Source organism: Geomonas sp. Red32, from assembly GCF_023652955.1.
Lineage (GTDB): Bacteria > Desulfobacterota > Desulfuromonadia > Geobacterales > Geobacteraceae > Geomonas.
Window position 1 is genome coordinate 792144 of the sequence record NZ_JAKLOY010000001.1, and the last position, 19100, is coordinate 811243.

18 protein-coding genes are annotated in these 19100 nt (G+C 62.1%); 4 read left to right on the forward strand and 14 right to left on the reverse strand.

Annotated elements, in window-relative coordinates; genetic code table 11:
- Positions 1-64: 64 nt before the first annotated feature.
- The 3 genes from L4X63_RS03485 (at position 65) to uvrC (ending at position 4040) form a co-directional block, all read left to right on the forward strand.
- Positions 65-1264, forward strand: a complete 1200-nt coding sequence (locus tag L4X63_RS03485) for a c-type heme family protein (RefSeq protein ID WP_250677198.1) — start codon at positions 65-67, stop codon at positions 1262-1264.
- Between the two features lie 226 nt (positions 1265-1490).
- Positions 1491-1991 (forward strand): RNA recognition motif domain-containing protein, encoded by a 501-nt coding sequence (locus L4X63_RS03490; protein WP_250677199.1) that lies wholly within the window; start codon positions 1491-1493, stop codon positions 1989-1991.
- A gap of 213 nt (positions 1992-2204) precedes the next feature.
- Complete coding sequence (gene uvrC / locus L4X63_RS03495) at positions 2205-4040, forward strand: excinuclease ABC subunit UvrC (protein WP_250677200.1); 1836 nt, start codon at positions 2205-2207, stop codon at positions 4038-4040.
- Between the two features lie 191 nt (positions 4041-4231).
- Here uvrC and L4X63_RS03500 read toward each other — a convergent pair whose 3' ends face one another.
- The 3 genes from L4X63_RS03500 to L4X63_RS03510 form a co-directional block, all read right to left on the reverse strand.
- Positions 4232-4819, reverse strand: a complete 588-nt coding sequence (locus tag L4X63_RS03500; RefSeq protein WP_250677201.1) for a GTP-binding protein — start codon at positions 4817-4819, stop codon at positions 4232-4234.
- 88 nt (positions 4820-4907) lie between these two features.
- Positions 4908-5399, reverse strand: a complete 492-nt coding sequence (locus L4X63_RS03505; protein WP_250677202.1) for a roadblock/LC7 domain-containing protein — start codon at positions 5397-5399, stop codon at positions 4908-4910.
- Between the two features lie 106 nt (positions 5400-5505).
- Positions 5506-6915: a phosphoglucomutase/phosphomannomutase family protein gene (locus L4X63_RS03510; RefSeq protein ID WP_250677203.1), complete on the reverse strand. Its 1410-nt coding sequence runs from the start codon at positions 6913-6915 to the stop codon at positions 5506-5508.
- A 160-nt stretch (positions 6916-7075) separates the two neighbouring features.
- Between L4X63_RS03510 and L4X63_RS03515 the strand changes: the two genes are divergently transcribed.
- Positions 7076-7645 (forward strand): peptidylprolyl isomerase, encoded by a 570-nt coding sequence (locus L4X63_RS03515; RefSeq protein WP_250677204.1) that lies wholly within the window; start codon positions 7076-7078, stop codon positions 7643-7645.
- Positions 7646-7926: 281 nt separating this feature from the next.
- On the opposite strand, the gene L4X63_RS03520 is transcribed toward L4X63_RS03515, so the two are convergent.
- The 11 genes from L4X63_RS03520 to L4X63_RS03570 form a co-directional block, all read right to left on the reverse strand.
- Positions 7927-8610, reverse strand: a complete 684-nt coding sequence (locus tag L4X63_RS03520; RefSeq protein WP_250677205.1) for a cytochrome c biogenesis protein ResB — start codon at positions 8608-8610, stop codon at positions 7927-7929.
- Positions 8611-8622: 12 nt separating this feature from the next.
- Positions 8623-9339, reverse strand: coding sequence for a cytochrome c biogenesis protein (locus L4X63_RS03525; RefSeq protein ID WP_250677206.1), 717 nt, complete (start codon positions 9337-9339; stop codon positions 8623-8625).
- Between the two features lie 136 nt (positions 9340-9475).
- The gene (gene def / locus L4X63_RS03530; protein ID WP_250677207.1) at positions 9476-9982 is read right to left on the reverse strand and encodes a peptide deformylase; all 507 of its coding nucleotides are present in this window, start codon (positions 9980-9982) and stop codon (positions 9476-9478) included.
- A gap of 1 nt (position 9983) precedes the next feature.
- A complete protein-coding gene (locus tag L4X63_RS03535; RefSeq protein WP_250677208.1) occupies positions 9984-10553 on the reverse strand; it encodes a glycine cleavage system transcriptional repressor in 570 nt (189 codons plus the stop codon).
- 18 nt (positions 10554-10571) lie between these two features.
- Positions 10572-12914, reverse strand: a complete 2343-nt coding sequence (locus tag L4X63_RS03540) for a DNA translocase FtsK (RefSeq protein ID WP_250677209.1) — start codon at positions 12912-12914, stop codon at positions 10572-10574.
- A gap of 67 nt (positions 12915-12981) precedes the next feature.
- Positions 12982-13347 carry an endonuclease domain-containing protein gene (locus L4X63_RS03545; RefSeq protein ID WP_250677210.1) on the reverse strand — a complete coding sequence of 122 codons (366 nt, stop codon included), beginning with the start codon at positions 13345-13347 and terminating at the stop codon, positions 12982-12984.
- Between the two features lie 127 nt (positions 13348-13474).
- On the reverse strand, positions 13475-15160 hold the full coding sequence (locus L4X63_RS03550; RefSeq protein WP_250677211.1) for a ribonuclease J: 1686 nt from the start codon (positions 15158-15160) through the stop codon (positions 13475-13477).
- A 112-nt stretch (positions 15161-15272) separates the two neighbouring features.
- Positions 15273-15683 (reverse strand): hypothetical protein, encoded by a 411-nt coding sequence (locus L4X63_RS03555; RefSeq protein WP_250677212.1) that lies wholly within the window; start codon positions 15681-15683, stop codon positions 15273-15275.
- Between the two features lie 22 nt (positions 15684-15705).
- Entirely contained in the window at positions 15706-15888 is a 183-nt protein-coding gene (locus L4X63_RS03560) for a hypothetical protein (RefSeq protein ID WP_250677213.1), read from the reverse strand.
- A gap of 4 nt (positions 15889-15892) precedes the next feature.
- Positions 15893-16585: a lysophospholipid acyltransferase family protein gene (locus L4X63_RS03565; RefSeq protein WP_250677214.1), complete on the reverse strand. Its 693-nt coding sequence runs from the start codon at positions 16583-16585 to the stop codon at positions 15893-15895.
- A gap of 186 nt (positions 16586-16771) precedes the next feature.
- Positions 16772-18997: a methyl-accepting chemotaxis protein gene (locus L4X63_RS03570; protein ID WP_250677215.1), complete on the reverse strand. Its 2226-nt coding sequence runs from the start codon at positions 18995-18997 to the stop codon at positions 16772-16774.
- Between the last annotated feature and the right edge of the window lie 103 nt (positions 18998-19100).

Genomic DNA, 19100 nt, shown 5'->3' on the forward strand with positions numbered 1-19100 from the left:
AACCTTGCGGAGCTATCCCCATTCGGTATACTTCCGGCTGTAATCATTAAAAGCCGGAGCCCCCATGTCTCGCTTGTCCGACCTACCGTTACGGATCAAGTTTTTCGGTCTCATGTCCCTGCTCTTGCTGGTGCTGCTGGTGGTGACCGGCATCTTCACCTATCAGCGGCAGCAAAGCCTCATCGTCCAGTTCGCCATCGACAACGCCCGCACTTTCGCGAAGGAACTGGTCGAGACCCGGGAGTACATGTCCTCGGTGGTCAAGGACGAGCCCGAGCACAACTACAACCTTGTCCCGCAGGTGGTGGCCACCCAGGTGGCCAGGCTGGTCACTCAGAACAGCAAATTCTACGTCCGCCAGGTTTCCCTTCGTTACCGTAACCCCCAGAACAGCCCGGACCCCTACGAAAAGGCGCAACTCGAGAAGTTCCGGCACAACCCGCCCCGCGAGGTGTACGACATCGTCGATACCGGAGGGTCCGAGCTCTTCCGGTACATGCAGCCGATGCTCGCCACCGCCTCCTGCCTCAACTGCCACGGTCCCTTCGAAACGGCACCCGACTTCGTCAAGGAGCGCTTCCCTCCCGGCCACTATTCGTACAACTACCACATCGGCGAGGTCATCGGGGCCGTGTCGGTCACCATTCCTCTCAAGGACCTGTACGCCCAGCTCGGGGTCAACTTCGCCCTCGACATGGCTGCCCGTACGGCGATCTTTTTGATCGTGGTGACGGTCATGGCGCTCATCATGAGCCGGGAAATCGTCGCTCCGGTCAGGATGCTCTCCGAGACCATCACCCGCGTCACCCGCACCGGCGATTTCAGCGAAAAGCTCCCCCGGAGATCCAACGATGAGATCGGCAAGCTCATCGGGGCCTTCAACGAGATGATGGATGAGCTTTCCCGCCGCACGGTGCAGTCGCACGAATCCGAGGAGCGCTACCGGAAGTTCATCGAGGTCGCCGCCTCCGCCATCGTCACCTTCCTCAAGGACGGCCGCATCGTCATCGCCAATCACAAGGCGGAGACGCTCCTTGGGCGCTCCCGCCAGGATCTTCTCGGGGACAACATCTTCGACTATCTCGAAGGGGGACCGGCCTTGAAGGAGAAGCTGGCCGGCGGCCAGATTCCGGCGGAGGCGACTTCCATCCAGCGGGTTATCAAGCTTGGCCGCGCCATCGAGGTGGAGATGGTCCTCACCGCCTCCCAGACCGACCGCGACCCGATGTTCACCGCCATCTTCCGCGAGCACGCGGAGGTGTAACTACCGCAGCCAGGGGTCTCACCTCCCTTCCCCGTCGAGGGGAAAGACAAGATGGGGATGGCTGGGATTTAAAGTGCCGCTGCGAAAGATTTTGCCGCCGGCCCTCTCATGTGCTACATTGCCGCTCCACTCACCCCCAATCCTCACCCCTACCCTCCCCTTGAAGGGGAGGGGGAGTTGGTCCTGAGCCGAATCGTCAGTTCGAGACTATAAGGAGAATCACCGCATGGCAAAAGAGCTCTACGTTGGGAGCCTTTCCTACGAAACCACCGAATACGACCTCGAAAAACTCTTCTCCGTCTCCGGGCGGGTAACTTCCGTCCACCTCATCAGGGACACCCAGACCGGCCGCTTCATGGGCTGCGGGTACGTAAGAATGTCCACCGATGCGGAGGCCAAAGACGCCATCCTCTCGCTGGACGGTGCAATCCTCTACACCAAGCCGATCACGGTCTCGATAGCCAACCCGCAGAAGCAGAAGAACCAGGGCGGCTACAAAGGGAAGAAGCCTGCCGGTGCCGCCGGAACGGGCGCACGCCCCGCAACCAGGAAGGCAGCGCCGAAAGGTGGCAAGGCGCCCGCATCCTCCGGTGCTGCTCCCAAAGCCGCACCCAAAGCCGCACCCAAACCCACATCGAAACCCGCATCGAAACCTGCCTCCCTGGGCGCCGCGCCGAAGTCCGGCACCAAACCAGCCTCCGCCAAACGCGCACCGAGGAAAGGGTAGGCCGCGCTGCACTCAGCACCCGCGATGGCCGCCTCCCCCACCCCCTACCCCCCTCCCTCCAAGGGAGGGGGAAAACTCGCCCCGGCCTCCTTCTTTAATTTCACCCGAGTCACTCCGCCCATAGCCCCCCCGTTTGCTAAGTTTCATTGCTGGAACTTTTGGTAATTGGTCCCCCCCTTCCCTTCTTAAACTCATCCGTCTATACTACCCGCCATGATTGCCCTATCCATGATCGATAACTTCCCGTCTTCACCGGGGGTTTACCTGATGAAGTCGGCGGACGGGACCATCCTCTACATCGGGAAGGCCCGCAGCCTCAAGAAACGCGTCCGGCAGTACGTGCTCGGCTCGGGCGACGCGCGCATCCATATCCGCTTCATGGTGCAGCTGGTGGAATCGGTGGAATTCATCGTCACCGATACCGAGAAAGAGGCACTGATCCTCGAGAACACCCTGATCAAGCGGCACCACCCGAAGTACAACATCAACCTCCGGGACGACAAGACCTACTTCTCGCTCCGGATGGACATGAGAGAACGGTTCCCCCGCCTCTCACTGGTCCGCAAGGTCCCCTCCGACGGCGCCCGCTACTTCGGCCCCTACTCCTCGGCCACCTCTGCCAAGGAAGTGCTCAAGCAGCTCTACAAGGTCTTCCCGCTTCGCCACTACCCGCTCGCCACCTGCATGGCGAGGAAGCGCCCCTGCCTCTACTATCAGATCAAGCAATGCTCCGCCCCCTGCTGCGGGCTCATCTCCGAGGCCGATTACGCCGCTCTCGCGGAAGGGGCCGCCCTTTTCCTCGAGGGAAAGAACAACGAAATCGCCCGCATCTATCGCGCCAAGATGAACCTTGCCGCCGAGCAGATGCGTTACGAGGACGCCGCACGTTATCGGGACCTCCTGAAAGCCATCGAGGTGACCGTGGAACGGCAGAAGGTGGTTTCCCACGGCGGCGATAGCGACGTCTTCGGTCTGCACCGTGCCGGCGAGGAGTTGCAGATCGCCCTCCTCCACATCCGCGGGGGCGCCCTCACCGGGAGCCGCAGCTTCCGCTTCGCGTGGGAGATGGAGAACGATGAAGGCCTGGCGTCGTTTCTCAACGAATACTACGACCTCGACAACCCCATTCCCCCGTCGGTCCTCCTCCCGCTCCCTATCCCGGAGCCGGGCGCGCTCGAAGAACTCCTTACCGAGAAGGCGGGGAAGAAGGTTTCCATCACCGTTCCCCAGCGCGGCGCGAAGCTTGAGATGGTCATGCTGGCGCAGAAGAACGCGCAGACCGCGGCCGAGGAGCGGCTGGCCAAGGAAAGCTCGGCCGAGAACCTCCTCAAGGACCTGGCCGAGCGCCTGCATCTCCCGGCGCCGCCGCGAAGGATCGAGTGCTACGACATCTCCAACATCCAGGGGCAGATGGCGGTGGGGAGCCGGGTGGTCTTCATCGACGGCAAGGCCGACCGCTCGCTCTACCGGCGCTACCGGATCCGCGAGGTGCTGCAGTCCGACGACTTCGCCATGATGCGGGAGGTGCTCTCGCGCCGCTTCAAACCGGAGAGCGAGGAGGACAAGCCTGACCTGATCGTGGTGGACGGCGGGCTCGGGCAGCTCGGCGTGCTGAACGCGGTGCTGGACGATCTGGGGGTGGAAGGGGTGGAGGCGGCCGGCCTCGCCAAGAGCCGGACCTTCCGCGACATGGAGAGCCCGGAGATCAGCAAGAGCGACGAGAGGGTCTTTAGGCCGGGGAGAAAGAACCCGATCACCCTCAGGCAGAACTCGGCGCCACTGCTGCTTCTCGCCCGCATACGCGACGAGGCGCACCGGTTCGCGGTCACCTACCACAAGAGCATCCGGAGTAAGGAGCTGACCGCCTCCGAGCTGGAAGGGATACCCGGGATCGGGCCGAAACGGAAGCGGCTCTTGCTGATCCGCTTCGGAAGCCTGAAGGGGATCAAGGACGCGAGCAGGGAACAGCTCGCCTCCACCCCGGGCATGAGCGAAGCCGCCGCCCAAGCCGTGTGGGAGCATTTGCACGAGGAAACCCAACGGTCGTAGCCGACCCTCAGGTCCCCCCCTTTGCGAAGGGGGGACAGGGGGGATTTTGGCGCTGCCAGCCGCATCACTACGTAGCCGGCTTCCCCCACCCCCTCGCCCCCTCCCTCCAGGGGAGGGGGAATCAATAAAAAAGCCCCCTGGTCCATGACGGTCCAGGGGGCTTTTGTTATCTGGCGGGAAGAAGGTTTCTTTTAGTGCCCCTTCTTCAAATCGAACAGGATCAGCTTGGCGATGGCCTTCAGGGTCTCGAAAACCCCTTCGCCGGTGGTGGCGCAGGCTTCGAAGTCGGGGACGTTGGTCGGGTTCAGCTCTTTGCGGAGCTCGTCGACCGAGAGCGCATTAGGGAGGTCACGCTTGTTGTACTGCACGACGTAGGGGATCTTGTCGAGATCGTACCCCTGCTCGGCCAGGTTGATCCGGAGGTTCTCAACGCTCTCGATGTTGGCGTCCATCCGCTCTTCCTGGGAGTCGGCCACGAACACCACCCCGTCCACCCCTTTCAGGATCAGCTTGCGGGAAGCATCGTAGAAAACCTGGCCGGGAACGGTATAGAGGTGGAAGCGGGTCTTGAAACCGCGAATTTCGCCGAGAGCCAGCGGGAGGAAGTCGAAAAACAGGGTCCGCTCGGTCTCGGTGGCCAGGCTGATCATCTTCCCCTTCGCGTCCGGGGCTGTCTTCTGGTAAACGAACTGCAGATTGGTCGTCTTCCCGCAGAGGCCCGGGCCGTAGTAGACGATCTTGCAGTTAATCTCGCGGGAAGCGTAGTTGATGAAGGACATCGGGGTTTACCTCTTTCTTTAACTCTCCCCCGTCAGGCAGTCAGGAGAGGTATTCGCTTCGTGAATCTCACGGCGGCCCGCAGGACCGCTAGCTGAAGAGATTGTCGATATCGTCGTCGGTGATCTCGGCGAAGGGGAAGTCGCTGTCGCCGCTCTTCTCCTTCTCCTCGCTCTTTTGCACGAGACGGCCGAAGATGACCGCCAGTTCCTCGGAGGCCTTCTTCACCCTGAGACGGACAAGGCCAAGCGACGAGCGGGCGTCGAAGAGAACGACCAGGATGACACGGCCGGCCACGATGGAGATGTGGAGGTTGTCCTTCTCCCCCTCGTGGAAGAGGATGGAGAATTCCTTCTCGCCGATCAGCTTGGCGAGCCCGCCGGTGGCGGCGATGTTACCTGCGGTGAGCGAAGCCAGCGAGGTGGTGTCGAAACGCTCGGTTTCACCACACCCGGTTATCAGCTGGCCGTTCTTGTCCACCAGAAAGATCACCTTGGCGTTCGCTTCCCTCAGGAGCTTCTCGATGACCACGTTTATCTGTTTGAATTCCTCATCGTACATGATCAACTGAGGATTCGACATGAAGGACTCCTTAACGGGTGCTGACTTTAGCCGTCTTTTGACGCGGATTATACTCTATAGCAGAACTCAACTGCCATTTCAAGGAATATGCCGTGGAGATATCCGGCTACACCCCGGCGATCCCGCGGGCGGCCTGGAGAAGCTGATCCACCTTGGCCGGGTCCCCCGCCTCGCTGTACAGCCTCAGGACCGGCTCGGTCCCGGAGGGGCGGATCAGCAGCCACGCGCCGTCGGCGAAGATGTACTTGAAGCCGTCGCTGAAGTTGGTGTCTACCACGGAGTGCCCGGCGATGGTGGAGATCCCTCCCGCGGAGAGGTCGCTGACCAGCTTCTGCTTCGAGGTGTTGTCGATCGGGAGATCGATGCGGGCGTAGTGGAAGTGCCCGATCTCGTCCATGGTCTCGTTAAGGAGCGCGCGGAGCCCCTTACCGCTCATGGCCATCGCCTCCAGGAGAAGAAGTCCCATGAGGATGCCGTCGCGTTCGGGGATGTGCCCCTTGACGCCGAGGCCGCCGGACTCCTCGCCACCCATCAGGATGTCGTTGGCCAGCATCATCTCGCAGATGTGCTTGAAGCCGATCGGGGTCTCGAAGATCTTGAGGCCGTACTTCTCCGCCAAAAGGTCGATCATCCGGGTGGTGGAGACGGTCTTGACCACGCCGCCCCGTACCCCTTTGCGCTCGTAAAGGTGACGGAGAAGGACGGTGAAGATGCGGTGGGAGGAGAAGAATTCGCCGGTCTCGTCGACCGCGCCGATCCGGTCCGCATCGCCGTCGAGGGCGAGACCGACCTGGAATTTACCATCGCGTACCAGGGAGGCGAGCTCTTCGAGGTGCTCGGCGATCGGCTCGGGGGGATGGCCGCCGAAGCTCGGGTTCTCGATGCCGTGGATCTCGGTGATGCCGGGGACCAGGCGCGGCAGGTAGCCGCAGCCGGCGCCGAACATCGGGTCGGCCACCGCCTTGATCCCGGATTTGTTGATGAGCTCCAGGTCGACGTACTTGCCGAGCTGGGCGAGGTAGGCCCCTTCGGCGTCGAAGGCCTGCAGCACGCCGGAGGCCTTGGCGTCGGCGAGGCTCACCGAGACCACTTTGCGCCCCTTGGCCTGGTTGTCGGCCACCATACGCTCGAGCACCTTGGTGGTGGAGGGGCGGGCCGAGCCGCCGAAGGATTCCTTGACCTTGAACCCGTTGTAGCGGGGGGGATTGTGGCTGGCAGTGATCATGATGCCGGCCCCGGCGCCCTTCTCGAAGACCGCCCAGGAAACGGCCGGAGTCGGCGCGTAGCCGTCGCAAAGCCAGGTCTTGATGCCGTTGCCGGCCGCGATGCCGGCCACGCATTCGGCGAACTCCTTGGAGAGGAAGCGGCGGTCGTAGCCGATCACCAGCCCCTTATCGGCCAGCTTCTCGGCGTGCAGGTAATCCATGGTCGCCTGGGCCACCAGGGAAAGATTTTCAAAGGTAAAGGTATCGGCTATGACGCCTCGCCAGCCGTCGGTTCCAAATTGAATCTGCAAGTCTACCCACCTCCCCGGATTTTATGAGACGGCATTTTCCACGGCGGCACCTGATCTGTCAACCATTTGTTAACGGGAGATCAAGCTAAGGGTTGACCGCCAGTGAGGATTGCCTTATAAATTAATGGCACGCAAACCAACCAGAAAGGGGAACCGTAACATGCTGAAAAAACTGATGTGCCTCCTTACCCTGCTCCTTTGCTTCGCCGGTACCGCTGTGGCTGCCGACCACAACCCGATGGCGGTCATCGAGACGAACATGGGCGACATCAAGATCGAGCTCTTCCAGAAAGAAGCGCCGATCTCGGTCAAAAATTTCCTCGATTACGCCAAGAAAGGTTTCTACGGCGGGACCGTCTTCCACCGCGTCATCCCCAACTTCATGATCCAGGGTGGCGGCATGGACGCGAACCTCACCCCCAAGCCGACCGATCCGCCGATCAAGAACGAGGCCACCAACGGGCTCAAGAACGATCGCGGCACCCTCGCCATGGCCCGTACCATGATCGTCGACTCGGCGACGTCGCAGTTCTTCATCAACGTGGCGAACAACGACTTCCTCAACCACCGGGACAACCAGATGGGGTACGGCTACGCGGTCTTCGGCAAGGTCGTCTCCGGCATGGAAGTGGTGGACAAGATCGCCGCCACCAAGACCGGCTACAGCCGCGGGATGGCCGACGTCCCGGCCACTCCGGTGATCATCAAGGCGGTGAAGGTCCTCAAGTAGGAACTGCCGGCACAGAAACGGAAAAGGGCGCCTCCTCGGGGGCGCCCTTTTTTTATTAGCTTGTCGTGCTCCACAAAATGGGCCAAGCCCCCCCCTTTTTAGGCTCATCAGGAAATACTGGGGATACAAGGCCCCCCCCTTTGAAAAAGGGGGGACAGGGGGGATTTGTGACGTTTGCAGCAGGGGAAATCCCTCAAAATCCCCTTTTTTCAAAGGGGGACTTTGAGCTTCCCCGAAATTCACGAACGTTTTTCTAAGGGGGGAGAAGAGGCAGGCCGGTTTTATTCGCGTTTTCTCCGCTGGGCGAGGAGCATCAGGTTCCCCACCGTGAAGAGGAGTCCCCCAGCCAAGGCGGGAAGCGCCCCCGGCTCCCGGTGGATCTCCATCAGGGCCATCGGCATCGGCCCGAGATCCACCTGCTTCACATAAATCCCGAACCCTTTATGGAAGAAGGGATGATTGGGCGAGGTGGTCCCAACCTCACCGTTGGCGAAGCGAAGCTCGGCGCGGTAGGAGATGGGCATTCCGGACTGGTCGGTCTCGCCGCTGATCTTCTCTACCCGGACCGGCTCACGGTCGGGAAAGCCGATTACCGTCCCCTCCCCGACCTGCAGAACGTCCTTCATCCCGCCGGAGGCCGACACAAGGTGCGCCACCGCGATGAGGAGAAAGCCCAGGTGCATCAGGTGGGGAGCGATGCTCCGCCCCTTTTTCCTGAGGGCCTCGATGGAGCAGAGGATGGCGTTCAGCGCTAGTACCGCCATCAGGGCGACCGCCAGCCAAAGCCACCAGCTGTAGGAGAGCGGGGCATGGCGGAGCCAGATGAGGAGCGGGAGATCGTTGATGCGGGAGTTCTCGCCGCCTCCGGGAGAGAAGGAGCCAAGCGCCAGGGCGACCATCAGGAAGGTCAGCAGCCAGAGCCCGAGGTTGAGCGAGGTGAGGCGTTGGTAGATCGTCTTCAGCATGGCACCCTCCCCCTAAAAGCTGTGCGAGCTACGCATGAGCATGCTGACGCCCAGGTAGGTAAAGATGGAGATCAGGAAGCCGACGATCCCGAGGCAGGCGAACATCCGGTCCCACTCCTGCCCCTTGATCCTCAGGTGGAGGTACATGGAGTAGAAGAGCCAGAGGATGGAGGTCCAGAGCTCCTTCGGCGTCCAGAGCCAGTAAGTCCCCCAGGCGTAGTATCCCCAGATCCCTCCCGAGACCATCGAGAAGGAGAAGAAGGAGTAGCCGACCAGGGCGGCGCGGTACTGGAGGTCGAGGAGGTAGCGGCTGCCGCGGGAGAGGAAGAAACCGCCCAAAAGCGCCGCCACGCCGAAAAGGGCGTAGGAGAAGAAGGCGAGCGCAACGTGCAGCTCGAACCACATGGTGTCGAGCACCGGGGGAAGCGGCATGTTGAGGGTCGGGAAGGGGAGCGCCAGCAGCGAGAAGAGCGCGGCGAGGCCGCCGCAGCTCCAGCAGAAGACATTATCGTCCTTCAACTGCCTGGAGAAGATGAAGGGGAGCGCCATGAGCCCCACCGAGCAGGCGAGAAAAGCCAGGGTGTCCTGAGGGCCGATGAGGGGAAGACGGCCGAGTGCGAGGCCGCGGCCGGCAAGGTAGGCCAGCTCGCAGGCGGTGGCCGCCGCGAAGACGATGCGCCGGCAGGAGACCAGGTAGAGCCCGGCGGACAGCATGAGAAGCCATTTCATGGAAGGAGCCCCTGAAGACATGAAGTCCCCCTTTGCAAAAGGGGGATTTAGGGGGATTTCGGTTCACCTGCGGCAGGAGCCAGCAAACTAAATCCCCCCCGCCCCCCCTTTTTCAAAGGGGGGAGGAGGTGATGCGCTACTTGTAGCTTTTTCTCCTGAAGAGGCCGGTCTTCAGCGAGGTGATGCGGTCCAGGAAGAGGAAGCCGTCCAGGTGGTCCATCTCGTGCTGGATGGCGACCGCTTCGAAGCCGGTGGCGGTGAACTCGCGGACATTGCCGTCGGGCTCGGTGAAGCGGACGGTGACCTCGGTGGCACGCTCGACGTCGCCGGTGTAGTCGGGGACGCTCATACACCCCTCCCGCATGACGGCCGCGCCGCTTCGGGCCACGATCTCAGGGTTGACCATCAGCAGCAGACCGTGATTGTTGTCCTTGCCGTGACGGTTGTTGGAGACGTCGATGACGCAGACCCTGGAGGAGACACCGATCTGGGGAGCGGCAACGCCGACGGAGCCCGGCCCGGCACGCATGGTGTCGACCAGGTCCTCGATCAGCTGCCTGAGCTCGTCGTCGAAGTGTTCCACCGTCCACGCCTGCATCTTCAGGATGGGGTTCGGATAGATGAGGATGGGTTGTACGGCCATATCAGAAGGAGACCGGTGTGATGAGACGCACCGAGATCTCCACGCTCAACTCCTTTTTCAATTTTTCCAGCAGCAGAGAGGCTTCGTCCACCGACATCTCCTCCGGAAGAACGGCCTCGATCATCATCACGTAGACCGGCTCGGTGGGGGTTCCCACCAGCTTGGTGTTGAGGTCGTTGATGTTCACGCCGCGGTCGGCCAGCTCGCGGGTGACCCGGTAGACGATGCCCGGCTGGTCGCTGCCATAGACCGAGATCAGGCAAAGCTCGCCGGCAGGCTTCTGGTAGCAGACCTCGTCATCCTTGAGCGACCGGACAAAGGTCGAGAGCCCGCGCTCCTGGACCTTGGCGGCGAACTCCGCCTCCAGCTGCTTCTTGGCGAACGGCTTGGTGTGCGAGACGATCAGGATCATGGCGAACTCGCCGCCGAGCATGGTGCAGCTCGAGTCCTCCACGTTGCAGCCGAGGGTAAAGAGGACCTCGGCGGTGTCGGCCACGATGCCGGGGCGGTCCTTGCCGATGATGGTAACCGCGAAGTGGGCCAGGTTGCCACTGCGACATTTGGGGGTCATTGCTCCTCCTGAGGGTGGCTAGATCTTGTTGATAAAAACTTCCCGCGGTTTGCTGGTGCCGTCGGAGGGGCCGACCACACCTTCCTGCTCCATCTTCTCGATGATGCGGGCGGCCCGGTTGTAGCCGATCCGCAGCCTGCGCTGGATCATGGAGATGGAAGCCTGCTTGGTCTCGGCCACCAACGCCAGCGCGTCGTCGTAACGCTCGTCGATCTCTTCTTCGTCGCCGCCGTCCTCCTTCTCGTCCGAGGACTTCATCTCGAGGATGGACTTCTCGTAGACCGGCTTCCCCTGCTTCTTCAGGAACTCCACCACCCGCTGCACCTCGGTGTCGGAGACGAAGGCGCCGTGGGAGCGGAGCATCTTCGAGGTCCCCGGCGGCAGGAAGAGCATGTCCCCCATCCCCAGAAGCGACTCGGCGCCGTTACCGTCGAGGATGGTCCGGGAGTCGATCTTGGAAGAGACCTGGAAGGAGATCCTGGCCGGGAAGTTCGCCTTGATGAGACCGGTGATGACGTCGACGGACGGGCGCTGGGTGGCGAGGATCAGGTGGATGCCGGCGGCGCGGGCCATCTGGGCAAGACGGGCGATGGATTCCTCGATCTCGCGGCCGGCGACCATCATGAGGTCGGCGAGCTCGTCGACGATGACCACGATGTAGGGGAGATGGCCATGCTCCAGCTGGTCTTCCTTCTCCAGGAAGGCCTGGATAGCCGCCTCGCGCGCCTCCATGTCGTCGGTGTCGTCGACCTCGTCGGCCTCCTCGAGGACCACCACGCCCTTGGCACGCTCGGCTTCCCGCTCCGCCTCCCGCTCGGCCTGCTCCTTCTCGCTCTTCTCCAGCTCGCGGTTGTAGGAGTCGATGTTTCGGACCCCCTTGTCGCTCATGAGCCGATAACGCCGCCCCATCTCCTCGACCGCCCACTTTAGTGCCAGCGAGGCTTTCTTCGGATTGGTGACGACCGGCAGCAGCAGGTGCGGGATCCCCTCGTAGACCGAGAGTTCCAGCATCTTCGGGTCCACCATGATGATCCTGACGTCGTTGGGGGTGGAGGTATAGAGGAGCGACAGGATCATGGTGTTGATGGCGACCGATTTACCAGAGCCGGTGGCACCGGCCACCAGGAGGTGCGGCATCTTGGCCAGGTCGGTCACCAGCGGGTTGCCGGCGATGTCCTTGCCGAGGGCCATCGGGAGCTTCATCTTACCTTTGTGGAACTCCTCGGAGTTGAAGATCTCCTTCAGGGAGACCATCTCGCGGTCGCGGTTGGGGAGCTCGATGCCGACCACCCCTTTGCCGGGGATCGGAGCCACGATGCGGATCGAATGGGCCTGCAGCGCCATGGAGAGGTCGTCCGAGAGGCCGGCGATCCTGCTCACCTTGATGCCGGGGCCGGGGGCGAACTCGTACATGGTGATGACCGGGCCGGGGCAGATCTCCACCACCTCCCCTTCCACGCCGAAGTCGCGGAGCTTCTTCTCCACCAGCCGGGCGTTCATGGTCAGGGTCTCGCGGTCCTGGCGCTTGGTACCCTCCGGGGGAGGATCGAGTAGCGACAGGGGGGGAGTCCGGTAGTTTCCGTCCGCCTTGATGAACTCGAAGGCCTCCTGGATGGGAGCCGCCTTCTTCTCGTCCTTCTTCTTCTCCTTCTTGGCGGCCACCGCGTTGACCGGGGGCGCTGCCGCGGCAGGTTTGATGACCGGCGCCGACTGCGACTTGGGCTTCTCCCCCTTGGGCGCTTCCTTCTCCATCAGCTCGCGGTTGATGGCACGGCGCTCCTGGTAACGCGCCCAGCGGTCACGGAGGGCGGTCCCCCACCAGCTGGCGAAGAGGACGAAGGAGAAACGCGACAGCAGCATGGCGGCCGCGGCCAGCATCGGGAGGAGCACCAGGATGGCACCGACCTTACCGACGGCGCTCTTCAAGAAGGAGGCGAACTGGTAGCCGATGAAGCCGCCGGTCGGGACCCGCTGGCTCATCAGTTCGGTGAACTGGAGGTTGAAGGCGAAGAGCCCCGAGACGGACAGCACCAGCAGACTGTAGCCCACCGCCTTGTAGGGACGGAAGCGGATGGGATCCGAGGTGAAGGAGCGGTAGGCGTGGTAGATGAGGGTGATCGGGAAGAGATAGGAGGCGAGCCCCAAAAGCTGCAAGAGGAGATCGGCCACCTGCGCCCCGAAGGAACCGCCCAGGTTGTGGATGGCGGCTGCGTTGGAGGCGCTGTTGAAGGAGAGGTCCTCGCCATTGAAGGAGAGAAGTGCCACCAGGAGGAAGATGCCGGCGGCCCCGAGGGCCATCCCCTTCATCTCCTTGGTTACCTTGTCCTTCTTTTCTAGTTTTTGTTCGTCCGTCGTTGCCATTGTTTGCACCCAAAATACTGCTATACGTCCCCCCCTTTGAAAAAGGGGGGACAGGGGGGATTTGGCTTTATTCCTTTACCCGCCCCCTCGCTGCTTCGCTAATGGCCTCAAGCACTCCGTCGGTTTCCGTTAGCACCTGCCGGTCATCGAAACGAAGAACCCTCAAGTTAAGGGCAGCAAGCGCCTCATCGCGTGCAGCATCTTTTTGCATTGGTTCTTGCTCAAAATGCTGAGCCCCGTCAAGTTCGACAACCAGCTTTGCCTTCGGGCAATAAAAATCGACGATGTAGTTAAGTAATGGCTTCTGCCGATAGAAGATCAAGCCATCTAACTGCTTGTGCTTCAATCTGTGCCAAAGGTGTTGCTCTGCCTCTGTCAGATGGTTTCTTAAGTTCCGGGCGGGACGCTTCAGGTCACGACGATAGCGCTCCATACGGCCTCCGAAACCAAATCCCCCTAAATCCCCCTTTTTCAAAGGGGGACTTAATTGCTTGCCCCCCTCACAAAGACGGCGGGGCGGTCCCCCCCTTTGAAAAAGGGGGGACAGGGGGGATTTCGCCTTACATTTCCAGTACCAGCGGGAGGATTACCGGGCGGCGCTCGATGGTCTTGTTGAAGAAGCGGCGCAGCACCCGGCGGACTTCCAGCTTCACCTCGCTCCAGTCGGTCAGCACTTCGGTGTTGACCAGGGCCAGGGTGTCGAGCACCACCTTCTTCGCCTCGTCGAGATACTGCTGGCTCTCGTCCTCGAAGACGAAGCCGCGCGAGACGATGTCGGGGCCGTAGATGATCTCGCCGGAAGTCTGGTTGATGCCGATGATCACCACCACCATGCCGTCCTCGGAGAGGTGTTTCCGGTCCTTCAGCACCACGTTGCCGACGTCCCCCACCCCCTTGCCGTCGACGAAGACCCGGCCGGTCTCGATGTGGTCGGCGATCAGCGCCTCGCCGCGGTCGAACAGGATGATGTCCCCGTTGACCGCCAGGATGGTCCGCTCCTTCGGAGTCCCGACCCGCTGGGCGAGCTGGGCGTGCTTGACCAGGTGGCGGTACTCGCCATGCACCGGGACGAAGAAGCGCGGCCGCACCAGGTTGTGCAGAAGCTTCAGCTCCTCCTGGCTGGCATGGCCGGAGACGTGGACCTCGGAGACCTTCTCGTGGATCACCTCGGCGCCCCGGCGGTAGAGGTGGTTGATGAGATCCGAGATGGTCTTCTCGTTCCCGGGGATGAAGCGGGAGGAGAGGATCACGGTGTCCCCCTCCTCGACCTTGATCTGCTTGTGATCGTCCATCGCGATCCGGGTCAGCGCGCTCATCGGCTCGCCCTGGCTCCCGGTGGTGATCATGCAGACCTCCTCCTTGGGAAGCCGCGGCATCTCCTTCAGATCGATCAGGATATCGTCGGGGATCCTCAGGTAGCCGAGCTCGCGGGCGATCTGCACGTTGGCGATCATGGAGCGGCCGTTTAGAAGGACCTTTCTCCCGGTCTTCCGGGCGGCGTCGACCACCTGCTGCACGCGGTGGATGTTGCTCGAGAAGGCGGCCACGATGACCCTTCCGCTGCAACGGGGGAAGATCTCGGCGAAGGCCTCGCCCACCAGCCGTTCGGAAAGGGTGTACCCCTCGCGCTCCACGTTGGTGGAGTCGGCGAAAAAGGCCAGTACCCCCTCCTCTCCGTAGCGGGAGAAGGTCGCCAGGTCGGTCAGCTCCCCGTCCACCGGGGTCTGGTCGAGCTTGAAGTCGCCCGAGTGGATCACCACCCCTTCCGGCGACCTGATGGCCAGCGCGCAGCCATCCACGATGGAATGGGCGACCCTGATGAACTCCACGCAGAACTCGCCGAGGATCACCTTCTCGCGCGGCCGGACCACCCGGAGGTCCACCTTCTGGTCGAGGTCGAACTCCTTGAGCTTCTCCTTGACGAGGCCAAGGGTGAGTGCGGTGCCGAAGATAGGGGGATTGAGGTCCCGCAGGACATAGGGGAGTGCCCCGATGTGGTCCTCGTGGCCGTGGGTGAGGAGAATGGCCCGCACCTTGTCGGCCCGCTCCAGGAGGTAGGAGATGTCGGGGATCACGACGTCGATCCCGAGCATGTACGGTTCGGGGAACATCAGGCCGCAGTCGACGATGACGATGTCGTCGCCGTACTCGAAGGCGGCCATGTTGAGGCCGATCTCGCCGAGGCCTCCTAAGGCCACGAACTTAAGGCCGCTTACCGTGGCTGTTGTGGTTACTTCTTCTTCCAATTCACTTCCTCAGGAATGTTCCAGATTCTACGTTAATGCGCTTTCGCCTCCATCCGCCGGGTTCTTCGTCGTTAGCATAGAGTCGAGAACATCGAACGTAGAACTTAGGTCCTTATTTGCCGCCCTGCACCTTGACCAGCTGAGCAATGCGGGCGTCGCAGCGGTCGATGTAGCTCTTGCCGGGCGTGGTCAACCAGGTGACGGCGTAGAACGAGCTCCTCAGCGAGCGGTAGGCGATGAGTGCCCGGGTCGCGTCGCCGTTTTGTTCGCAGAGCTGCCCCATCTCCCAGAGCTTGGCGGCGCTTTTCTCCACCAGCGGGGAGCCGGGGACGTACATGTGGATGGCGGCTTCATACCCCGCCACCGCGGAGGGGAAATCCCATCCGCCATACCCGCCGGTTGCCGCCCGCTCGCCCTTGGCGTAGAGGGCGTTTTGCCGGTACAGCACCGCTCCCGAGGTCATCACCAGGCCTATGACCAGTGCGGCCACCACGTTCACTGCTATTGTCTTAGCGTTTTCCATATCGTTTCCCGGGGGAAGCCCCCTAACTCTTGAAGAATCCGGGATCGGCGGCCAGCAGAGCCCCGAGGAGGCCGACCACCACCCCCACCAGGACGGCCAGGGCCGCCAATGCGTCGTAGGGAGTCTTCATACGGTGCGAGGCCGGGAGTCCCCAGCAGATCATCCCGATCCCCGCCACCACCATAGCCAGATACAGTATCGTCATTGCACTAAACCTCCAGCCTCGCGGCGATCGCCTCGCGCACCTTTTCCAGCAGCTCGCCTTCCGGCACCCCGGCCGAAGGAAGCGGCGGGGCAAAACTGATCCTGATGGTCCCCGGATAGAGCTCGATACGGTTGGCGGGGTTGATCGCCCGGCTCCCGTTGATGGTGAAGGGAACCACCGGGACGCCGGCCCGGATCGCCAGCATGAAGGCCCCCCTCTTGAAGGGGAGCAGGTGCCCGTCCTTGGTCCTCGTCCCCTCGGGGAAGATCACCACGCTGGCGCCGGCCGCGATCCTCTCGGCCGCCAGCTTCATGCTCTTGAGCGCCTTCCGTCCGTCGCTGCGGTCCAGGGGGATGTAGCCGGCGCGCCTCATGGCGGCACCGAAGAGCGGTATCCGGAAGAGCTCTTCCTTGGCGACCCAGGAGAAGAGGCGCGGAATGGCGAGGGAAAGGGCGTTGATGTCGAAGTTCCCCTGGTGGTTCCCCATGTAGATCACCGGGCCGTCCGTGGGAACGTTTTCGAGGCCGTCCACCTCGAGCTTTATGCGGGCCACCGTGAGCATCCCGCGACTCCAGAACTTGGCCACCGCATGCGCCAGCTTCTCGCTACCGCCGAGCAGGCCGCCGATGACAGCCAGGAAGGAGCAGAAGAGGGTGAAGGGGACCATGAAAAGGAGGTAGAGCCGCGCTCGTAACATGCATACACTCCTTCAGATAATCCCGGCTACGTTACTTTTTTTTACTAACAGAGTCAAACCAATTTGATGTGACAGTGCTGCGTATACCGCAGCTCATCGCTGCCGCCCCCCCTGCCGGGACAAAAAGAGAGGGGTGCCCCCTCGGAAGAGCACCCCTCGTTGTCAGCATCGCCGGTTCCCGGCCTATCAGAACTTCTCGAATCCCTGGTCTTCCTCGTCCTCCAGCACCAGGTGGTGTCCGCCGCCGGAGGCCGCCTGCGGCTTTCTCGCCTGGGGCTTGTCGCGTTTGGCCGACATGGTCAGCTTGGGCTCGGACAGGGACTCCCTGGGGAGCTGCCGCCGGGCCCGCTGGGCGACCCGGAAGTCGTCGATCCGGAAGAAGGCGATCATCGACTGCAGTTTCTCCGACTGCGACGACAGCTCCTCCGCGGTCGAGGCCATCTCCTCCGACGACCCGGCGTTTTGCTGGATGACCTGGTCGAGCTGCTGGATCGCCTTGTTGATCTGTTCGGCACCGGAGTCCTGCTCCCGGCTGGAGGCGCTGATCTCCTGCACCAGTTCCGCCGTTTTCTGGACATCGGGGAGGATGTTGGCCAGGAGGGATCCGGCGTGCTCGGCGACCTGGACGCTGGAGATGGAGAGCTCCGAGATCTCGGCCGCCGCTTTCTGGCTCCGCTCGGCTAACTTTCTCACTTCGGAGGCGACCACCGCGAATCCCTTGCCGTGCTCCCCGGCCCGGGCCGCCTCGATAGCGGCATTGAGCGCCAGGAGGTTGGTCTGGCGCGCGATCTCTTCGACGATGGAGATCTTGGCGGCGATGTCGTTCATCGCCTTGACCGTCTCGTTGACCGCCTTACCACCCTCGCGGGCGTCGACCGCCAGCTTCACCGCGATCTTCTCGGTCTGCTGCGCGTTGTCGGCGTTTTGCCTGATGTTGGCGGTCATCTCTTCCATCGAGGAGGAGACCTCTTCCGCAGAGGCTGCCTGCTCGGAGGCTCCCTGGGATAGCTGCTGAGCTCCGGCCGAGAGCTGGTCGCTGCCGGAGGCGACGTTGTTGGAAGAGGCCTTGACCTCCCCCACCACCTCGACCAGCTTGGCAACCATGGCCGCGAGCGCCTGCATCAGCTCGTCCTGGGGCGAGCGCTCCTTCAGTTCCACCATCAGGTTTCCGTCGGCGATCTCCTTGGCGGCGGCGGTGATCCCGTTGGTTGCGCCGATCAGCACGTTGAGGTTGTTCTTGATGTGGTTGAAATCCCCCTCGTAATTGTCGGCAATGGCGGGAGGGATGATCCCCTTGGAGATCTTCTCCACGTAGTCCGCTGCCATCTTGAGGGGGGTGATGACCGCGTCGAGAGTGCTGTTGACCCCCTCGACGATCTTGCGGTAGTCGCCGTTGTGGCGGGTGGCGTCCGCCCGGACCGCGAGATTGCCCCTCAGGGCCGCCTCGGCGAGCTTGTTGGCGTCGTCTATGAGGAGGTTGATGTTGTCGATGGCGCTGTTGAGGTTGTTCTTGATCTCGTTGAAGTCACCCTTGTACTGGTCGGTGATCTTCGGGGGCATGTCTCCCTTGGAGATGCGGTCCACGTAGCCCGCCGCCATGTGCAGGGGGCCGATCACCGCATCGAGGGTCCGGTTCATCCCCTCGACGATACCGCGGAACTCGAAGTCGATCTTCTCGGTGTCGCCGCGGGCGCTCAATTGACCGTTGATGGCCGCGTCGGAAAGGCGGTCCACCTCCTGGACGAGGGACTTGAGGATCCCGGAGATCTTGCGGGAAAGGAAGATCGCGGTGGCCACGCCGGCCACCATCACGATGAGGACCAGGATGGCCAAGGTCGTCACCACGCTCGACACCTTCTTCCCGATCGCCCCCTTGAGTCCATCGAGCCGCTTGTATCCGTCGATCGCGAAATCGGAGGCGGTCGCTTCCATGTTGTGGATGGCGTCTTTATACTCTCCCATGGCCTGGTTGCCCGCGACAGGGGTGGTTATCTTTCCTTGCACGATGGCCTGGTAAACCTTGGGAAAGCCGGCACGGTAGGTGGACAGGTCGCCACGGAGGGCCTTCACCGTCTCACGGTCTTTCGGATCCACCGCTACCTTCTCCAGCGTCTGCATCCGCTGCTCGACCTTCTCCTCCTCTTCCTTCCACTTCTTGTAATACTCCTGCACCTTTTCGGGCGAAGCGCAGTTGAGGATGACGTCCTTTTCGTAACGCCGGAGCCCCAGGATGTTGGCCCGTGCCCGGCCTGCGTGCTGGGCGATGACACCGTCGCTGTCGAGATCTTTGCCGACCTCGCGATTGATGCTGCTGGCGCCCCAGTATCCGGTGGCGGCGACCACGATGGTCAATAACAATAACAGGCCGAATCCAAGCGAAAGCCGAACAGCAATCTTCATGCGGGTGAACATACTGCCTCCTCTGTCATAGCTCTGGGTACAGTGACTGGAGTTATCGGTGCAACCGTTTAAATTAATCGGCATATTGGGGGGTTAAGTTAAGTGAAGAAAAGAA